The 16,940-nt window shown below is 69.2% G+C and carries 13 protein-coding genes; 5 read left to right on the top strand and 8 right to left on the bottom strand.

Annotated elements, in window-relative coordinates; all coding sequences use genetic code 11:
* Position 1 precedes the first annotated feature (1 nt).
* A complete protein-coding gene (locus tag PIB44_RS00065) occupies positions 2 to 1,048 on the bottom strand; it encodes a YeiH family protein (RefSeq protein WP_278070012.1) in 1,047 nt (348 codons plus the stop codon).
* An 81-nt stretch (positions 1,049 to 1,129) separates the two neighbouring features.
* Here PIB44_RS00065 and PIB44_RS00060 point away from each other — a divergent pair, with 81 nt between their 5' ends.
* Positions 1,130 to 2,011 carry a LysR family transcriptional regulator gene (locus tag PIB44_RS00060; RefSeq protein WP_278070011.1) on the top strand — a complete coding sequence of 294 codons (882 nt, stop codon included), beginning with the start codon at positions 1,130 to 1,132 and terminating at the stop codon, positions 2,009 to 2,011.
* A 6-nt stretch (positions 2,012 to 2,017) separates the two neighbouring features.
* Here PIB44_RS00060 and PIB44_RS00055 read toward each other — a convergent pair whose 3' ends face one another.
* A complete protein-coding gene (locus tag PIB44_RS00055) occupies positions 2,018 to 4,066 on the bottom strand; it encodes an OPT family oligopeptide transporter (RefSeq protein ID WP_025977998.1) in 2,049 nt (682 codons plus the stop codon).
* Between the two features lie 130 nt (positions 4,067 to 4,196).
* Between PIB44_RS00055 and recQ the strand changes: the two genes are divergently transcribed.
* A complete protein-coding gene (recQ, locus tag PIB44_RS00050) occupies positions 4,197 to 6,065 on the top strand; it encodes a DNA helicase RecQ (RefSeq protein WP_278071009.1) in 1,869 nt (622 codons plus the stop codon).
* A 4-nt stretch (positions 6,066 to 6,069) separates the two neighbouring features.
* On the opposite strand, the gene PIB44_RS00045 is transcribed toward recQ, so the two are convergent.
* Positions 6,070 to 6,996: an alpha/beta fold hydrolase gene (locus PIB44_RS00045; protein ID WP_278070010.1), complete on the bottom strand. Its 927-nt coding sequence runs from the start codon at positions 6,994 to 6,996 to the stop codon at positions 6,070 to 6,072.
* A 111-nt stretch (positions 6,997 to 7,107) separates the two neighbouring features.
* Between PIB44_RS00045 and PIB44_RS00040 the strand changes: the two genes are divergently transcribed.
* The 3 genes from PIB44_RS00040 to PIB44_RS00030 all read left to right on the top strand — a co-directional run bounded on the left by PIB44_RS00040 (position 7,108) and on the right by PIB44_RS00030 (position 9,638).
* On the top strand, positions 7,108 to 7,548 hold the full coding sequence (locus PIB44_RS00040; RefSeq protein ID WP_278070009.1) for a hypothetical protein: 441 nt from the start codon (positions 7,108 to 7,110) through the stop codon (positions 7,546 to 7,548).
* Positions 7,549 to 7,672: 124 nt separating this feature from the next.
* Positions 7,673 to 8,986 carry a GGDEF domain-containing protein gene (locus tag PIB44_RS00035; RefSeq protein ID WP_278070008.1) on the top strand — a complete coding sequence of 438 codons (1,314 nt, stop codon included), beginning with the start codon at positions 7,673 to 7,675 and terminating at the stop codon, positions 8,984 to 8,986.
* A gap of 46 nt (positions 8,987 to 9,032) precedes the next feature.
* Complete coding sequence (locus tag PIB44_RS00030; protein WP_278070007.1) at positions 9,033 to 9,638, top strand: hypothetical protein; 606 nt, start codon at positions 9,033 to 9,035, stop codon at positions 9,636 to 9,638.
* Between the two features lie 71 nt (positions 9,639 to 9,709).
* Here the strand turns inward: PIB44_RS00030 and gyrB are convergent, their stop codons facing one another.
* The 5 genes from gyrB to dnaA all read right to left on the bottom strand — a co-directional run bounded on the left by gyrB (position 9,710) and on the right by dnaA (position 16,913).
* Entirely contained in the window at positions 9,710 to 12,139 is a 2,430-nt protein-coding gene (gyrB, locus tag PIB44_RS00025; protein ID WP_278070006.1) for a DNA topoisomerase (ATP-hydrolyzing) subunit B, read from the bottom strand.
* Between the two features lie 244 nt (positions 12,140 to 12,383).
* A complete protein-coding gene (gene recF / locus PIB44_RS00020) occupies positions 12,384 to 13,562 on the bottom strand; it encodes a DNA replication/repair protein RecF (protein WP_278070005.1) in 1,179 nt (392 codons plus the stop codon).
* A gap of 11 nt (positions 13,563 to 13,573) precedes the next feature.
* Positions 13,574 to 14,074: a hypothetical protein gene (locus tag PIB44_RS00015; RefSeq protein ID WP_278070004.1), complete on the bottom strand. Its 501-nt coding sequence runs from the start codon at positions 14,072 to 14,074 to the stop codon at positions 13,574 to 13,576.
* Position 14,075: 1 nt separating this feature from the next.
* On the bottom strand, positions 14,076 to 15,194 hold the full coding sequence (dnaN, locus tag PIB44_RS00010) for a DNA polymerase III subunit beta (RefSeq protein ID WP_278070003.1): 1,119 nt from the start codon (positions 15,192 to 15,194) through the stop codon (positions 14,076 to 14,078).
* 300 nt (positions 15,195 to 15,494) lie between these two features.
* Positions 15,495 to 16,913: a chromosomal replication initiator protein DnaA gene (gene dnaA, locus PIB44_RS00005; RefSeq protein WP_278070002.1), complete on the bottom strand. Its 1,419-nt coding sequence runs from the start codon at positions 16,911 to 16,913 to the stop codon at positions 15,495 to 15,497.
* Positions 16,914 to 16,940: the final 27 nt, after the last annotated feature.

The raw sequence follows: 16,940 nt of genomic DNA, 5'->3' as shown, positions 1-16,940 counted from the left end.
ATCAACCCAGCGGGATGAGGGCGATCACCCCCAGCGCCAGCAGGCCGATCAGCAGGGCCGACAGGGCGGCGACGGCGGCCACGCGCGGCCCGGCCCGGACCACGGCGCGCGGATCGACCATCAGCCCCAGCGCGGCCATGGCGATCAGCGTCAGGGCCGAGACCGAGACCTGCAGCGGCGGCAGGATCGCCTCGGGCAGCCAGCCCAGGGAGCGGACGGCCATCAGGGCCAGGAAGACCAGGATGAACCAGGGGGCCATCTGGTGCAGCTTGGGCCCGCGCCCGCCTGCGGCCTGTTTCGACCGCATCAGGCCCAGCACCAGACAGACCGGCCCCAGCATCAGCACGCGCACCAGCTTGACCACGGCGCCCGTCTGGACGGCGGCCAGGCCGGCGGGCGCGGCGGCGGCCAGCACCTGCGGCACGGCGTAGACGGTCAGACCCGCCAGTACCCCGACGCGCGTGGCGTCATAACCCATCAGCGCGCCGACGATGGGGACCAGCAGCACGACGGCGATGCCCAAAACGGCGGTGAAGCCGATGGCGGCGGCGACGTCCTGTCCCTCGGCCTCGATGACGGGGGCGACGGCGGCGATGGCCGAGTTGCCGCAGATTGCGTTGCCGCAGGCGACCAGCAGGGCCATGGCGTGCGGCAGGCCGAAGGCTCGGCCCAGGGCGTAGCCGCCAAGGATGGCCAGGGCGACGACGCCGACGATGGCCAGCAGCAGCCACGGCCCCAGCGCCGCGACGGCCGCGCCCGAGACGGTGGCGCCCAGCAGCGCGACCGCAACCTCCAGCAGGGTCTTGGCGCTGAAGCTAACGCCGGGCGCCCACAGCGACGACGGCGTCCACACCAGCCGCAGGGCCGCCCCGATCAGGATGGCGAGCACCAGACCCTCGATCCACGCCTGCCCGAACAGGCGCGCCTCGAACAACTGAAGGCCGAAGGCGACGGCGCCGATGGCAGCGGACAGGGCCACGCCCGGCAGCAGGCGCAGCGGGCCAGTCAGGCGGCGAGAGGCGGCGGCGGGGTCGAGGGCGACGGTCATGCCCTCCTTATCGGCTCTGTCTTATGATCGATCCAACGCGTAGCTCTGGACTTAACGATCAATATATCTGATCAATCGCGCATGACGCTGGAACAGCTCCGCATCTTCGTCGCCGTGGCCGAGCGGCTGCATATGACCCGTGCGGCCGAGGCGCTGCATCTGACCCAGTCGGCGGTCAGCGCGGCGGTTCAGGCGCTGGAGACGCGGCACGGGACGCGGCTGTTCGACCGGGTCGGACGGGGGCTGGCGCTGAATGCGGCGGGGACGGCGTTTCTGCCGGAAGCCAAGGCGGTGCTGGCGCGGGCCGAGGCGGCCGAGCGGCTGTTGGACGAGCTGGCGGGGATGAAGCGCGGCTCGGTGCGGTTGTTCGCCAGCCAGACCATCGCCGCCTATTGGCTGCCGCCGCGCATGGCCGCCTTCGCCCAGAGCCATCCGGGCGTGGAGCTGCATCTGTCGATCGGCAACACCCATCGGGTGGTCGAGGCTGTTCTGGGCGGCGAGGCGGAACTGGGCTTGATCGAGGGCGCCGAGGATGCGCCGCGTCTAGAGCGGACCCGCATCGGCGCCGATCGGCTGATCGTGGTGGCGGCGCCGGATCATCCGCTGGCCGGACGCGAGGCGGCGCTGGCGGCGGCGGACCTGAAAGCGCTGGACTGGGCCCTGCGCGAGCCGGGCTCGGGCACCCGCAGCGAGTTCGAGGCGGCCCTGCCGCGCGGTATGGCCGCGGCCGACCTGAAGACGGCGCTGGTGCTGCCGTCCAATGAAGCCATCCTGACGGCGGTGGCGGCCGGGGGCGGCGCCGGACTGGTCACCGCCATCTCGGAACTGGCCGCCCGGCCCCTGATCGAAGCGGGGCGGCTGGTCCGTCTGCCGCTCGACTTGCCCGAGCGGCCCTTTTATCGCCTGCGGCACCGCGAGCGCGGCGCCAGTCGAGCGGCGGAAGCGTTCGCCGCCGCCCTCTAGTTCGGCTTAGACCTTGGCGGCGCGGCGGCGCACCCAGGCGTACAGGGCGTAGGTCAGGCCTGCAAAGGCGATCAGGCCCGCCCACATGGCCGGCCAGCCGCTGTCGGCCGGAAGCAGGGCGAAGGGCGCTTCGTTCTTGGCGCTGACGATGACGGCGGCGGTGAAGACGCCGAACAGGCTCTCGCCCACGATCAGGCCGGACGCCAGCAGCACGCCCATGCGGCGCGCCACGTCGGCGTAGCGGGTCGACTTGACCGCCCGGTCGTACAGCCAGCCGCAGACGGCGCCGACGACCAGCATGGTGGTGACGGCGGCGGGCAGGTAGACGCCGATGCCGGCGGCCAGCGGCGGCAGCTTGATCTTGTCGTTGGTGGTGCGGCGCAGGACGACGTCGAGGATGATGACCAGAACGCCGACCACGGCGCCGATGCCGATCAGGTCCCAGCGCAGATCGCCCGAGATGACGCCTTTGGCCAGGGCCGAGATCAGGGTCGCCTGAGGCGCGGCCAGGGTCTGCGATCCTTGCACGATGGCGGGCGGGCCGCCCTCGAAGCCGAAGGCCTGGTTCATCATGTCCAGCACGAAGGGGATGACCAGGGCGCCGGCGACGACGCCGACCAGCAGGGCCGTCTGCTGACGCCAGGGGGTGGCCTCGACCAGTTGGCCGGTCTTCAGGTCCTGCAGGTTGTCGTTGGCGATGACGGCCACGGCGAAGACGATGGCGGTGACGATCAGGGCGAAGGCGATCACAGACGGATCAGCGGGCACGCCCGCCACGGCCAGCACGCCCAGCATCAGCAGCGACGCGATGATGATGGCCAGGATGCCGACGCCCGACACCGGGCTGTTCGACGAGCCGATCAGCCCGGCCATATAGCCGCAGATGGCCGCCACGGCGAAGCCGATGACCACGACATAGACCAGGCCGCCGATGACCAGCAGCGGCGCCGAACCGGCCAGAGACGTGCCCTGAGCCACGACCGCCAGAAGCACGGCGATGCCGACCAGGGCGGCGACGGACAGCAGGCCGACGATCTTGATGGGGATGTCCTGCTCGGTCAGCTCCAGCGTCTCGCCGTGGGCGCGGCGCGACTGGGCCGAGACGGCCGAGGCCAGGCCTGCGACCAGCGGCTTGGCCAGCTTGGCCAGCGTCCACAGGGCGGCCACGCCGATGACCCCTGCGCCGATGAAGCGGACTTCGCGCGCCCAGACGGTCATGGCCAGGCCTTCCGCTCCGGCGTCGGCCGGGACGGAGGCGGCGACCGACGGCAGGCCGTGGGCGGCGGCCCAGGCTGCGAACTCGGGCGAGGTCAGGATGGGCACGAAGATCAGCCAGGCCAGAACCAGGCCGAACAGCTGCGTCAGGCCGACGGCCAGGCCGATCAGGTGGCCGGCGCCCAGCAGGGCGAACTGCATGGAGAAGCCGACGCCGGTGGCTCCGCCGCCCAGGGCGGCCGGAAGGCGCAGGAAGGCGGCCGTCTCGGCCGCAAAGACCCGCGCGGCGGCCAGGAAGCCGAAGACCGCCGAGGCGATCGCCCCGCCGATGACCACGAACAGGCCCGAACGGTTCTCGCGCACGGCCTCTTCGGTCTGTTCAGCGCCGGGCGAGCCGACCTTGAGCACCTCGGCGGCGGCGACGCCTTCGGGGTAGGGCAGGCCGCCCTGAACGACCAGGGTGCGGCGCAGCGGGATGGAGAAGGTCACCCCGAGCACGCCGCCGAGGATGCAGATCATCACCGATTCCCAGAACGGGAAGTCCATCCACCAACCGATCATGACCAGGCCGGGAAGGACGAAGATGATCGAACTCATGGCGCCGCCGACCGAGGCGACGGTCTGGACGGTCATGTTCTCCCAGATGGTCGAGCCGCGGAACGCCCGCAGCAGGGCCATCGAAATGACCGCCGCCGGAATGGCCGAGGCGAAGGTCAGGCCGACCTTCAGCCCCAGATAGGTGTTGGCCGCCGTAAAGACCGCCGCCAGCAAACAGCCCAGGATCAGGGCGCGGATAGTCAGTTCAATGCGTTTGCCGGTTCCGGCGGGCGTGTCCGTCATGCGGGGCTCTTTTTCCGTTGTTGCGCGGAGGTAAGCCCGAAAGCGGCCTCGTGACAACGGGGGCTGCGGTTCCCGACGGCGCGGCGATGACGGGATGACACCTCGGAACGAATACGGCACAACCCCCGCCATGTTCGACCCTCGCCCGACCGACGCCGCCTTTCCGACCCTGGACGAGGCGCGGACGCTGCTGGAGCGGGTCTGGGGCCATGCCGACTTTCGGGGCCTGCAGGCCAGCGTGATCCAGGAGGTGCTGGCCGGACGCGACGTGATGGCCGTGCTGCCGACCGGCGGCGGCAAGAGCGTCTGTTATCAGGTGCCCGCCATCCTGCGGCCCGGCGTGGGTCTGGTCGTGTCGCCGCTGATCGCCCTGATGACCGATCAGGTCGAGGCGCTGAAACAGCAGGGGGTGGCCGCCGCGCGTCTGGATTCAGGCCTGACGATGGACGAGCGCTCGGCCGTGTGGCGGGCGGCGCGGGCGGGGGAGCTGGACCTGCTCTACGTCTCGCCCGAGGGGCTGGCGTCGGGCGCCATGCTGGACCGGCTGGCCGAGCTGCCGATCAGCCTGATCGCCATCGACGAGGCGCACTGCGTGTCTCAGTGGGGCCATGACTTCCGGCCCGATTATCGCACCCTGGGCCGACTGGCCGAGATCTTCCCCGGCACGCCCCGCATCGCGGTGACGGCGACGGCCGACGCCCGCACGCGCGACGATATTCTGGCCTCGCTGCGGCTGGGCGAGGCGCGGGTTTTCGTCGACAGCTTCGCCCGGCCCAATCTTCAGCTGTCGGCCGAACGCAAGGTCAACGGCTCGCGCGCCCGCACCGACGCCGCCGTCATCGAACTGGTGCGCGAACGGCGCGGCAAGTCGGGCGTGGTCTATTGCGGAAGCCGCGACGGCTGCGAGCGGGTGGCCGACGCCCTGAGAGACGCCGGAAGCAACGCCATCGCCTATCACGCCGGTTTCGACGCCCGCGAGCGCGACCGGCGGCTGGAGCGTTTCCTGGCCGAGGACGGCGCCGTCATGGTCGCCACCATCGCCTTCGGCATGGGGGTGGACAAGCCGGACGTGCGCTTCGTCATCCACGCCGATCCGCCCGGTTCTCTGGAGGCCTATTGGCAGGAGATCGGCCGCGCGGGGCGCGACGGCGAACCGGCCGAGGGCATCACGCTTTACGGCCCGTCCGACATCGCCTGGTCCTTGCGTCGCCTTGAGGGGCGGCCGATGGCCGAGGAGGTCAAACAGGTCCAGACCCGCAAGGTGCGCCAGCTGTTCGCCATGCTGGACGGCGCGACCTGTCGGCCCCAGGCCGTGCGGCGCTATTTCGGCGAGCAGGACGCCCAGCCGTGCGGCGTCTGCGACATCTGCGGCGACCCGCCCGCCACCTTCGACGCCGTAGTGCCGGCGCAGAAGGCGCTGGCGGCGGTCCAGCGTCTGGGCGAACGCTTCGGCCGGACGCGCGTCGTCGATCACCTGCTGGGCAAGACCAAGGACGTCCAGCCGTGGGAGGCGGGGCTGTCGACCTGGGGCATCGGCGCCGACCTGTCGCTGGCCGCCTGGCGCGACGTGATCGACCATCTTTTGTTCGAGGGCCTGCTGGTCGAAGACCCCAACGACGGCAAGCCGATCATCCGCCTGGGCGAGGCGCAGGCCGTGCGGGCCGTCTATCGCGGGGAGCGGCCGGTGCGGGTGCGGCAGGCGCCGATCCGGGCCGTGGCGCTGGACAAGCCGCGCCGCAACGCCGGGCGCAATCTGGCGGTCGAGGGGCTGGACGCCGATGTGCGCGCCCGTTTCGAGGCCCTGCGCGCCTGGCGCCGCGACCGCGCCATCGAGCAGCGCGTGCCGCCCTATGTCATCTTCCAGGACAAGACCCTGGTCGAGATCGCCCTGCAGGAGCCGCGCGGCCTGGACCAACTGGCCGTCATCCCCGGCGTCGGCGCAGGCAAGCTGGACCGCTACGGGCCGGCGGTGCTGGAGGTTCTGGACGCCGTGGCGTGAAGCCTCAGCGCAGGAAGCGGTCGACGGCCTGCTGGAACTGACGCGGTCGGTCGATCATGACCATGTGTTCGGCGCCCTCGATCCGCTCGAAGGTCGCCGGGCGGGGCAGGGAGCGGTAGCCGTCGCGGAACAGGCCGTCGACGTGGCTGCGCGGGCTGTCGGCGTCTGGGCTCCAGCCATAGACGACCGTGACCGGCGCCTGGATCAGCGGCAGGCGCGAGCGCAGATCCACCGTCATCACCTCATACAGGCCCTGAGCCAGGACGCGCCGGTCGCCGCCCTGCCAGCCCAGGCCGTTGAACAGGCTGTCGGCCGCGCCGCCCAGCTCCAGCCCCATTGAGGCGGCCTGGGTGCGCAGGACCTGATCGCCCAGCAGCATCAGCCCTTGATAGGCCAGCCGCGCCAGAGGCTCGACATCGCCCACCGTCGAGCCGGGGCTGATCAGGGACGGGAAGAAGGGCGAGGCGTCCACCACCATGACCCGGCCGACGCGGCCGCCGCCCTCGGCCGCGACGCGCAGGGCCATCTGCCCGCCCATCGAATGGCCGATCAGGGCGGGACGATCCAGGCCCGCCTCATGGATGTAGCGCAGGATTTCCCCCGCCGCCGGCCCGCCGATGCGGCCCTCGGCGTTGCCCGCCGCCGCCAGCGGGCCGAAGCCGCGCACGGTGACCAGGTGCACCCGGTAGCGGTCCTGCAGCGCGTCGGCGGTGCGGCTCCAGACCGCCGAGGTCGAGGCCAGGCCGGGGATCAGCACCACGTCCGGCCCCTGTCCGCGCGTCTCTACGACGATGCGCGAGGACTGAAACGCGCCGGGGATTGCGGCAGGGCTCGCCGCAGGCGAGACAGCGAGCGAGCGCGCCCCAGCGGGCGCCGCGGCAGTCGTCAGGCTCAGAAAAAGGGCGGTCAGGACAACGGAAAACCGGCTCATGGCGTCAACCTGCCGTCAGATAGCGGCGAAACCTCGGCGAGAGGCTCTTGGCGTGATGGATTGAATTTTACGACGATCAGGAGTGAAATCATTGGATCTGGGGAGGTTCTCATGAAGAAATCCATCATCGTCCTGTCCGCCGTTGCGGGTTTGGCTGCATCGCCCGCTCTGCCTGAAAACTGGAACGTCATTTCGCGAAGCTCGGCCACCGCCTTCATGGTGGATGTCGATTCGATCGCACAGGCCGACGGCGTGACCAGCGCCCGATTGGCGCGCGTGCCCGCCAAGGGCGAGCCGACGGATCTGTCGCACAGCATCGGGACCGTCAGCTTCCGCTGCGCCGCCAACCAGTCGAAGGCGGGCGAAGAGGTGTATTACGGTCCGGACGGCGCCGAGCAGGAGCGGATCGACGACGGCTATGATTTCGAGCCGATCGTGCGCAATTCTCTGGACTCCTACGTCAAGGAGATCGTGTGCGAGGACAAGCGCGGAACGGCGGCCTTCCCGACGATCCGCGCCTTCATCGAAGCCGGACGTCCCGACTCGCGCTGACGCGGCCGAAGGGGCCGCTTGTGCCGGTCGGCCCTTGGGGTTAAGGCCGCCCTCGGTCGATCGGGCGCCGCGTTTTTAGTATCGAGCAGTCGTTTTGCAGCTTTCATCTGATCCTCAGGACGGCGTGCTTTCGCGCGCCGGCGACGCCGCGTCCCTGGGCCGTTTGCGCCAACGCGTTGAAGATCATGCCGACGCCCTGGTGGCGGCCTTCTACGACGCTCTCCTGGCCGATGAAGAGGCGCGCTCCTTCCTGCATCATTCCGTGGTCCAGGAGCGGCTGAGCCCCTCGCTGCGCCGCTGGCTGGTGGATCTTTTCGCGCCCGGCGCCGACCTGGCCGGGGCGGCCTTTGCGGCCCGCCAGCAGAAGATCGGCGAGGTCCACGCCCGCATCAAGATTCCGATGCATCTGGTCATGGCCGGGGCGGCGGTGCTGAAGGGCCGGCTGGCCGACGCCCTGGCCAGCGACCCGGCCGCCTTTGAGCTGCTGCGGCTGGCCGGCGAGCGCATCGACCACGCCCTGCGCCTGATGAGCCAGTCCTATGAAAAGGGCGCCAGCAATCGCGCGCGGCTGGACGAGGCCTATCGCCTGTTCTCGCTGGACCAGGACATCCATTTCGAGCGCGAGAGCCAGCGCGCCGGCCTGATGGAATGGAGCCAGAAGACCCTGTTCCGCATCCTGGCCTCGGGCGGGGTGGAGGGGGCGGGCGCGCTCAGCGCCTCGCCCTTCGGCCTGTGGATTCGCCACCGGGCCGACTTCCTGTTCGACGGCTCGCCCCACCTGACGCGACTGAACGCGGCGATGGAGCGCATCGACGCCGAACTGCTGCCTCGCTTCACGCCGGGCGCGGCTTCGTCTGATCTGGCCGGGCCGCTGGAGGCGCTGGAGGCGGCGGTGGACGAGGTCGCCTTCCTGCTGAACGAGATGTTCCAGGGGCTGGCGGGGATGGAAGGCGGACGCGATCCGCTGACGCGCGCCTTGAATCGGCGCTTCCTGTCGTCGATCCTGAGCCGAGAGATCGGTTTCGCCAACGCCAACCACACGCCGCTGTCCGTGCTGCTGCTGGACGTGGACCACTTCAAGCGGATCAACGACACCCACGGCCACCCCATCGGCGACGAGGTGCTGCGCCAGGTGGCCGAGGCGGTCACCGAGAACGTGCGCCCCAGCGATTTCGTCTTCCGCTATGGCGGCGAGGAGTTCCTGATCGTCCTGGTCGAAACCAGCCTGCGCCAGGCTGCGACGATCGCCGAACGGATGCGCCAGGCCCTGGCGACCAAGGCCATTACGGCCTCGGGTCTGGAACCCTTCCACGTCACCGTGTCCATCGGCGCGGCCGAACACGGGGGCCATCCGGATGAGAACTATTTGGTCAAGGAAGCCGACGACGCCCTGTACCGCGCCAAGCAGAATGGCCGTAACCGGGTGGAGATCGCCTAGCCGGCTCTTCTCGGCGCTCGCGACAGCCGGCGCCGAATAAGCGCTTTTGATCTCAAAAAACAGGGTTATTAATGCGTCCCGACGATCGGGGAACGCCCTGCAGGAATTCGACGCGCTCTTCGCCTTTTACGCCCTCCTGCTCGGGCTGGCGGTCGCCAATGTCGCGACGGCCTTCGCCGAAATGTACAAGGCGCGCGGCCGGGTGATGATCGGCTGGACGGTCCCTCTTCTGGGCGCCCTCGTGCTGATAGCGGCCTGCCAGCAGTGGCTGTCCCTGTTCCGCGCCCAGGCCGGCGTGAGGCTGGGGGCCGTGGAGCTGTTCATCTGTCTGGCGATGGCCCTGCCGTACATCTTCATCAGCCAGGTCATCCGGCCCCGCTATGATGAAGTCGCGTCGCTGGAGACCTATTACGCCCAGCACCGCAGGGTGATCGTCGGCGCCCTGCTGGTCCCGGTGCTCGCCAGCACCATCGTCAATATCGTCTATATTCTGAAGCTGAATGAGCCGATCGCCCCGGTTATCCCGACAATGCTGATCTATCAGGGCGTCCGTTTCGCCTGCATCGTCCCCATGCTGATCTGGCCGGCCGCCGCCGTGCAGTGGGCGGGACTGATCGTCCTGCTCGCGCACACGGTCATGGTGATGCTCTAGGCGATTGTTCTGGCGCGAATATCTGAGTTGAGTCGGGCATGCGCCCAACTCAACCGATTCCGCTCTAACCGTCAGGCGTCGACGGCGGCGTCCAAGGCGTTTTCCTGGATGAACTCGCGGCGGGGCTCCACCACGTCGCCCATCAGCTTGGCGAACAGGTCGTCTGCGTCGTCGCCGTGCTCGACCTTGACCTGCAGCAGGGTGCGGGCGTTGGCGTCCAGCGTCGTCTCCCACAGCTGTTCCGGGTTCATCTCGCCCAGACCCTTGTAGCGCTGGATGGCGATGCCCTTCTTGCCCGCGTCCAGCACGGCCGCCAGCAGGTCCAGCGGGCCGCGGATGGTCGTGGTCTTGTCCTTGCGGCGATAGACCGCCGGGGTGGCGAACAGACCGTCGAAGGCGGCGGCGCGCTCGGCCAGACGGCGGGCGTCCAGCGAACGGCCCAGCACCTCGTCCAGCACGATGGTCTCGCTGACGGCGCGGCGCACGCGGGTGAAGGCCACGCCGCCCTGGGCGGCCAGTTCGCCGCTCCACGGACCGTCGCCTTCCTCGGCGTAGAGGTTCAGCCGCTCGGCTGCGCGCGTGGCGCGGTCGGACAGCTCGCCGGTGTTTTCGTCAAACAGGCCCGCCAGGGCGCCCTGTTCGATGGCGAAGGCCGGAGCGCGGCTGGCCAGGCGGTCGACCAGGGCCTTGAACGCCTTGGCCTCGCGGACCAGTTCCTGCAGGTCCATGCTGGCGCGCACCTCGCCCGAGGCCAGCTCCAGCGTCGCCTCGGCGCTGCCTTCCTCGATCAGATAGGCGTCCATCTCCGCCTGATCCTTGATGTAGCGGTGCTGCTTGCCCTTGGAGACCTTATAGAGCGGCGGCTGGGCGATGTAGACGTGGCCGCGTTCGATCAGCTCCGGCATCTGACGATAGAAGAAGGTCAGCAGCAGGGTGCGGATGTGGGCGCCGTCGACGTCGGCGTCGGCCATCAGGATGATCTTGTGATAGCGCAGCTTGTCCGCGTCGAAATCGTCGCGGCCGATGCCGGTGCCCAGCGCCAGGATCAGGGTGCCGATGGTGTCGGACGACAGCATCCGGTCGAAGCGGGCGCGCTCGACGTTCAGGATCTTGCCGCGCAGGGGCAGGACGGCCTGGTTCTCGCGGTTGCGCGCTTGCTTGGCCGAGCCGCCGGCGGAATCGCCCTCGACGATGAACAGTTCGGACTTGGCCGGATCGCGCTCCTGACAGTCGGCCAGCTTGCCGGGCAGGGAGGATATCTCCAGCGCCGACTTGCGCCGGGTCAGGTCGCGCGCCTTGCGGGCGGCTTCACGCGCCGAGGCGGCCTCGATGATCTTGGAGACGACCAGCTTGGCCTCGACCGGGTGTTCCTCGAACCAGGTCGACAAACCCTCGGAGCACAGGCTTTCAACGGCCGGACGCACCTCGGACGAGACCAGCTTGTCCTTGGTCTGGCTGGAGAATTTCGGGTCCGGGACCTTGACCGACAGGACGCAGGTCAGGCCCTCGCGGGCGTCCTCGCCCGAGACGGAGACCTTCTCCTTCTTGGCGAGCCCTGAGCTTTCGATATAGGCGCCCATGACTCGCGTCAGGCTGGCGCGGAAGGCCGACAGGTGGGTGCCGCCGTCGCGCTGGTTGATGTTGTTGGTGAAGCACAACATCGTCTCGTGGTAGCTGTCGTTCCACCACAGGGCCAGGTCCAGCTCGATGCCGTCCTTCTGGCCGCGGATGACGATGACGTCCTTCAGGATCGGCGTCTTGGACTTGTCCAGGTGGCGCACGAAGGCTTCGACGCCGCCCTCATAGTGCAGCAGGATCTCGACCGGCTCCGGCCCGCGCTTGTCGCTCAGCTTGATGACCACGCCCGAGTTCAGGAAGGCCATTTCGCGCAGGCGATGTTCCAGCGTCTTCAGGTCGAAGTCGATGTGGCTGAAGGTGTCGATCGACGGATAGAAGGTGACCTCGGTGCCGGTCAGCAGACGGCCCTTGTCCTCGCGCATCGGGGCGTCGCCGATGACGGCCAGCGACCGTACGGTGTCGCCGCGCTCGAAGCGCACGCTGTGCTTCTTGCCCTCGCGATAGATGACCAGCTCCAGCCAGTCCGACAGGGCGTTGACGACCGAGACGCCCACGCCGTGCAGGCCGCCTGACACCTTGTAGGAGTTCTGGTCGAACTTACCGCCGGCGTGCAGCTGGGTCATGATGACCTCGGCGGCCGAAATGCCTTCCTCGGCGTGAGTGGCCACCGGAATGCCGCGCCCGTTGTCGGTCACGGTGACCGAGCCGTCCTCGTTCAGGGTGACGGTGACCAGATCGGCGTGCCCGGCCAGGGCCTCGTCGATGGCGTTGTCCACCACCTCATAGACCATGTGGTGCAGGCCCGAGCCGTCGTCCGTGTCGCCGATATACATGCCGGGGCGCTTGCGCACCGCGTCCAGGCCTTTGAGAACCTTGATGGAATCGGCGCCGTATTCGGGCGAGGGAGCAGTCTGTTCGGTCATGAAAACGTCGGCTCAGGGTCCGCGGGCGGACGGGGAAGAGGCGGCGGTTCGACCGCCTGTCTCAGGGGCGCAAATCAGCGCGTCCCGAAGTCTCCGATATATAGGAAATTGGACGGGAAAAGCCACTCTTTCCCTTCTCCCCTTGCGGGAGAAGGTGGGCGCCGAAGGCGCTCGGATGAGGGGTGTCTGCGTGAGGTTTAAGTACGATGGCTAAAGGCTCGGGAAAACCGGCAAGGTCGCGTGGTCACCCCTCGTCCGTCGGGCTCCGCCCGCCACCTTCTCCCACAAGGGGAGAAGGGGAAGACAGCCCGCCGCCTTCCACCGCCACGAACTGCGCCCGTCCCTCCAAAGCCGCGAACAGCGGCCGCTCCGTCCCGGTCATGAAGGCCTGAAGCTTCAGCGCCTCGATCTCGTCGAACAGGGCACCGCGGCGGGCTTCGTCCAGATGGGCGGGGGCCTCGTCCAGCAGCAGGATCGGTTGGGCGGGCTGATCCGCCAGGCGCGTCACCTGGGCCAGTATGAGGTTCAGGACCAGGGCCTTCTGTTCGCCCGACGAGCCTTCGGCGGCGGGCCGGTTCTTCTCGCGGTGCAGGGCGGTGAGGTCCGAGCGGTGCGGGCCGAACAGGCTGCGCCCGGCGGCGGCGTCGCGGGGCCGCGCGCGCATCAGGCCTTCTCCGAGCGCCTCGACGATGTCGGCCTCGTCGGCGCCCGCCGTGGCCATCTCTTCGGCCGGACCGGCCAACCCCAGATCGGCTTGGGGGAAGGGGCGGTCGGCGCGGGCGTCGATGCCGGCCTGGAGTTCCTTCAGCGCGGCGGCGCGGGCCATGGCGGCGCGCGCCCCGCTCTCGGCCAGCCGAGCCTCCAGGGCGTCGAGCCACAGGGGGTCGGCCGGGCGTGTCTCGTCGGTCAGCAGGCGCAGCCGCTCGCGAAGGGCCTTTTCATAGGTCGAGACGACAGCGGCGTGGTCAGGATGGGCGGCGAAAACCAGCCGGTCGAAGAACCGCAGCCGCTCGGCCCGCGCGTCCGAGAACAGCCGGTCCTGCTCGGGCGTGGCCCAGACGGGGCGCAGATGATCCAGCAGCCGCCCCGGCGGGGCCGTCTCGCCGTCGATGCGCACGATGCGCCGCGCCGACGGTCCCATGGTCTGAACGCCGGTGCCCAGACGCACCTCGTCGCCATCAGCGCCCCTAAGCGTTGCCGCCACGGCCCAGGGCCGCCCGACCGCCTCGCCCGGCTCGCGCCGCCCCATCTCGGCCGCCGTCGCCCCGCGCAGCCCCTTGCCAGGGGTCAGCAGGCTGACGGCTTCCAGCAGATTGGTCTTTCCTGCTCCGTTCGGCCCATGCAGCACCACCGTCCCGCCGGAAACCGGCAGGGTCGCGCCCGCGTAAGAGCGGAAGTCGGTGAGGGCGAGGGAGGTGATCAAGGGCGCTGGGGTCAGGACGGCGGCGCATAGCACCGACGCCAGTCGTTTAGAATCTTGACGACATACCCCGGCGACTCCTCAGGAGATACGGCGATTGTTCCATCAATGCCGGCCCTGAGCCGCGGCAAACCTCGGACGCGTCGCCTCGCCTCCGGCTTGAGGACGTAGCCAGCCGCGTTTCCGCGGCGGCGCTCAACCAACTCGAAACTCTGAATGTCTTCCCAGCGCATCAACCGAGCCTTTCCCAGGTCTCGAACGCTGAACCCTTCTTTGGTCAGAACAAGTTCAGGGGGAAGGCACAACCTGACAAACGACAGGATACCGTCCCAACCGGCCCATATAATGCAGCCGATTGCAATGATGTCGCGCGTCGCCTTTGGATACCGAGAAGATTCGTGGTCGCTGCCCAACATCCAGACAGCGCCGGCCAGGACGCCGATCGCTCCAAGCGTCCTTAGCCCCGACTTCCATGCCGCACCTTGAAACACGAGGTGCGGTTCAGGAGTGGTCAACTCACACCCGCAGCGGCATCAGCACGTACTGGACGCCCACGTCGGCCGGGTCGAGCACCAGGGTCGGGCTGGCCGGGTCGGCGAACTTGAAGTGGGCGGTCTCGCCGGTGATCTGGCCGGCGACGTCCAGCAGGTAGCGGGCGTTGAAGCCGATCTCGAACGGCTCGTCGGAATAGCCGATCTCGACCTCTTCCTCGGCCTGGCCGGCCTCCATGTTGCGGACGGTCAACTTCACCCGGTCGTTGTCGAAGGCCAGCTTCACCGAGCGGCTCTTCTCGGCCGAGATGGTGGCGACGCGGTCGACGGCCTTGGCGAACAGGCTGTTGTCGATGTCGGCCTGCTTGTCATTGCCCTTGGGGATGACGCGCAGATAGTCAGGGAAGGCGCCGTCGATGACCTTTGAGGTCAGGCTGGCCTGGCCGAACTCGAAGCGGATCTTCTGGGCCGAGACCTGGACCTCGACCGGGCCGGCGCCGTCGTCCAGCAGGCGGCGGACCTGATCCACCGTCTTGCGCGGCACGATGACGCCAGGGCCGCCCGCCGCGCCTTCCGGCGCCGGGGTCTCGGCCAGGGCCAGGCGGTGGCCGTCGGTGGCCACGGCGCGCAGCAGCGGAATGCCGCCGTCGGCCACGGTGTGCAGATACAGGCCGTTCAGATAGTAGCGCGTCTCTTCGGTCGAGACGGCGAAGCGCGTCTTGTCGATCAGGCGGGCCAGGTCTTCCTTGGGCAGGGTGTAGCGCGCGCCCGAAGCCTCGGTCGACATGACCGGGAAATCGCCCGCCGGCAGCACCGGCAGGTTGAAGCGCGAGCGCCCCGCCGCCACCACCAGACGCGGATCATCGCCCGAATAGGTCAGCGACACCTCGGCGCCGTCCGGCAGCTTGCGCACGATCTCATACAGGGTGTGGGCCGGAGCCGTGATCTGGCCCTCGACGTTCACCTGGGCCTCGGCCTCGTCGACCATTTCCATGTCCAGGTCGGTGGCGGCGAACGACAGGCGGTCGCGCCCGGCGCTCAGCAGCACGTTGGACAGGATCGGAATGGTGTTGCGACGCTCGACCACGCTCTGGACGTGCCCCAGGGCCCGAAGAAGCGCGGAACGTTCGATGGTCAGCTGCATATGGTCTCGCCCGGTCGCGACCCTGTCGAAGCAGCGTCGCCGTAAATATGGGCAGGAACACTAGCGCATTGAGCGAAAGGGGCAACGGGCAGAGGCGCTTGCCCCCGATTTCCACAGGCCGGATCCTCTTTCCGTCATTCTCCGGCAAGCCGCGGAGCGGCGCAGACCGGGGAACCCAGCGGCGAGCGTCAGCGCGAAGACGCGCGCGCGACGCCTGCGGCGAAGATCGCCTTCGGCGCCGCTGGGTCCTCCGGTCAAGCCGGAGGATGACGAAAGAAGGGGGCGGTGATGCTGCCCGGCCTACCCGCGCAGTTTGCGGGTCAGGGCCTCGACGTCGCGGGCGATCTGGTCGTCCTTGGGCATCAGCTCTTCGATCTTGCGGACGCCGTGCAGGACGGTGGTGTGGTCGCGCCCGCCGAAGCGGCGGCCGATGTCGGGGTAGGAGCGCGTGGTGTGCTGCTTGCACAGATACATGGCGACCTGGCGCGGGCGGGCGATGGCGCGGGTGCGGCGCTCGCTCAGCAGGTCGGCCTGTTTCAGGTTGAAGTGCTCGGCCACCGTCTTCTGGATCTCGTCCACGGTGATGCGGCGCTCAGGCCCCGTGCGCAGGGCGGCGCCCAGCAGGGTCTGGACCTCGTCGACGGTCAGGGCCGACAGGCGGCTTCCGGCCACGGCGGCCAGGGTGTTCACGGCGCCTTCCAGTTCGCGCATCGAGCCGGGGGTGCGGTCCACGAGGTGCTCCAGCACCTCGGGGCGGGCTTCGCCGGTGACGACGCCCAGCTTGGCCAGAGCGTTCAGACGCGATTGAGCGACGGCGACCTTCAGGTCGCGGTCCGCCGCCTCGACCGGGCAGGTCAGGCCGGCGGCCAGGTGGCTGCGTAGGCGCGGCTCGACGTCGGTCAGGGCCACCGGCGCGCGGTCGGCCGACAGGACGATGCGTTTGCCGTCCTCGATCAGGGCCGTCAGCGTGTTCAGCAGCTCTTCCTGGGTGCTCGTCTTGCCGCCGACGAACTGGACGTCGTCCAGCAGCAGCATGTCGGCCGAGCGCAGGCTCTCCTTGAAGGCGGCGGTCGAGCGGTCCTGCATGGCGCGCACGAAGGTCGACAGGAAGCGTTCGGCGGTCAGATAGACCACCTTGGCGTCCGGGCGCAGGCGCTGCGCCTCCCAGGCGATGGCGTTCAGCAGGTGGGTCTTGCCGTAGCCGTAGGGGCCGCAGAAGAAAACGGGGTTGAAGTGGCCGTCGGCCCAGGACGCCACCTGCTTGGCGATGGCCAGGGCGAAGGCGTTGCCGTGGCCCTCGACGAAGCTGTCGAAGGTCAGGCGTTCCTGCAGGCCCGCGGCGCGCACGGCGCGGGCGCCGTCGGTGGCCGGGGCGAAGGCGGGGGCGGCAGGCGCGGCCGCCGGCGCGGCGCTGATCGAGGCCAGGCGCGGGGCTTCACGCGAGGCGGAAGCCGGGGGCACGGAGCCCATCTCGGCGCGGCAGCGGACCTCAAGGCGACGCGACAGGCCGTCCAGGCCCAGCCACAGCTCGTTCATCCGACGCAGGGCGTTCTTGCGCACCCAGTCGCGCGCATAGGCGGTCGGGGTCACCAGGATCAGATTGCCCTGAGAATCCACGCGCACCGCCGAAGGCGCGATGTAGCTGCTGAAGGGTCCGTCGCCGATCTCAGTTTTCAGGCGGTCCGCCGCCTCCATCCAGATACGGTTGGGATCCGTCATACCCGCCATCGCCACGCCCCCGATCAT

Origin of the sequence: Brevundimonas sanguinis (genome assembly GCF_029636725.1) — a bacterium.
GTDB classification, from domain to species: Bacteria; Pseudomonadota; Alphaproteobacteria; order Caulobacterales; family Caulobacteraceae; genus Brevundimonas; species Brevundimonas sanguinis.
Note: the sequence above shows the minus strand (reverse complement) of the source record. Positions and strands in the feature narration are given on the sequence as shown.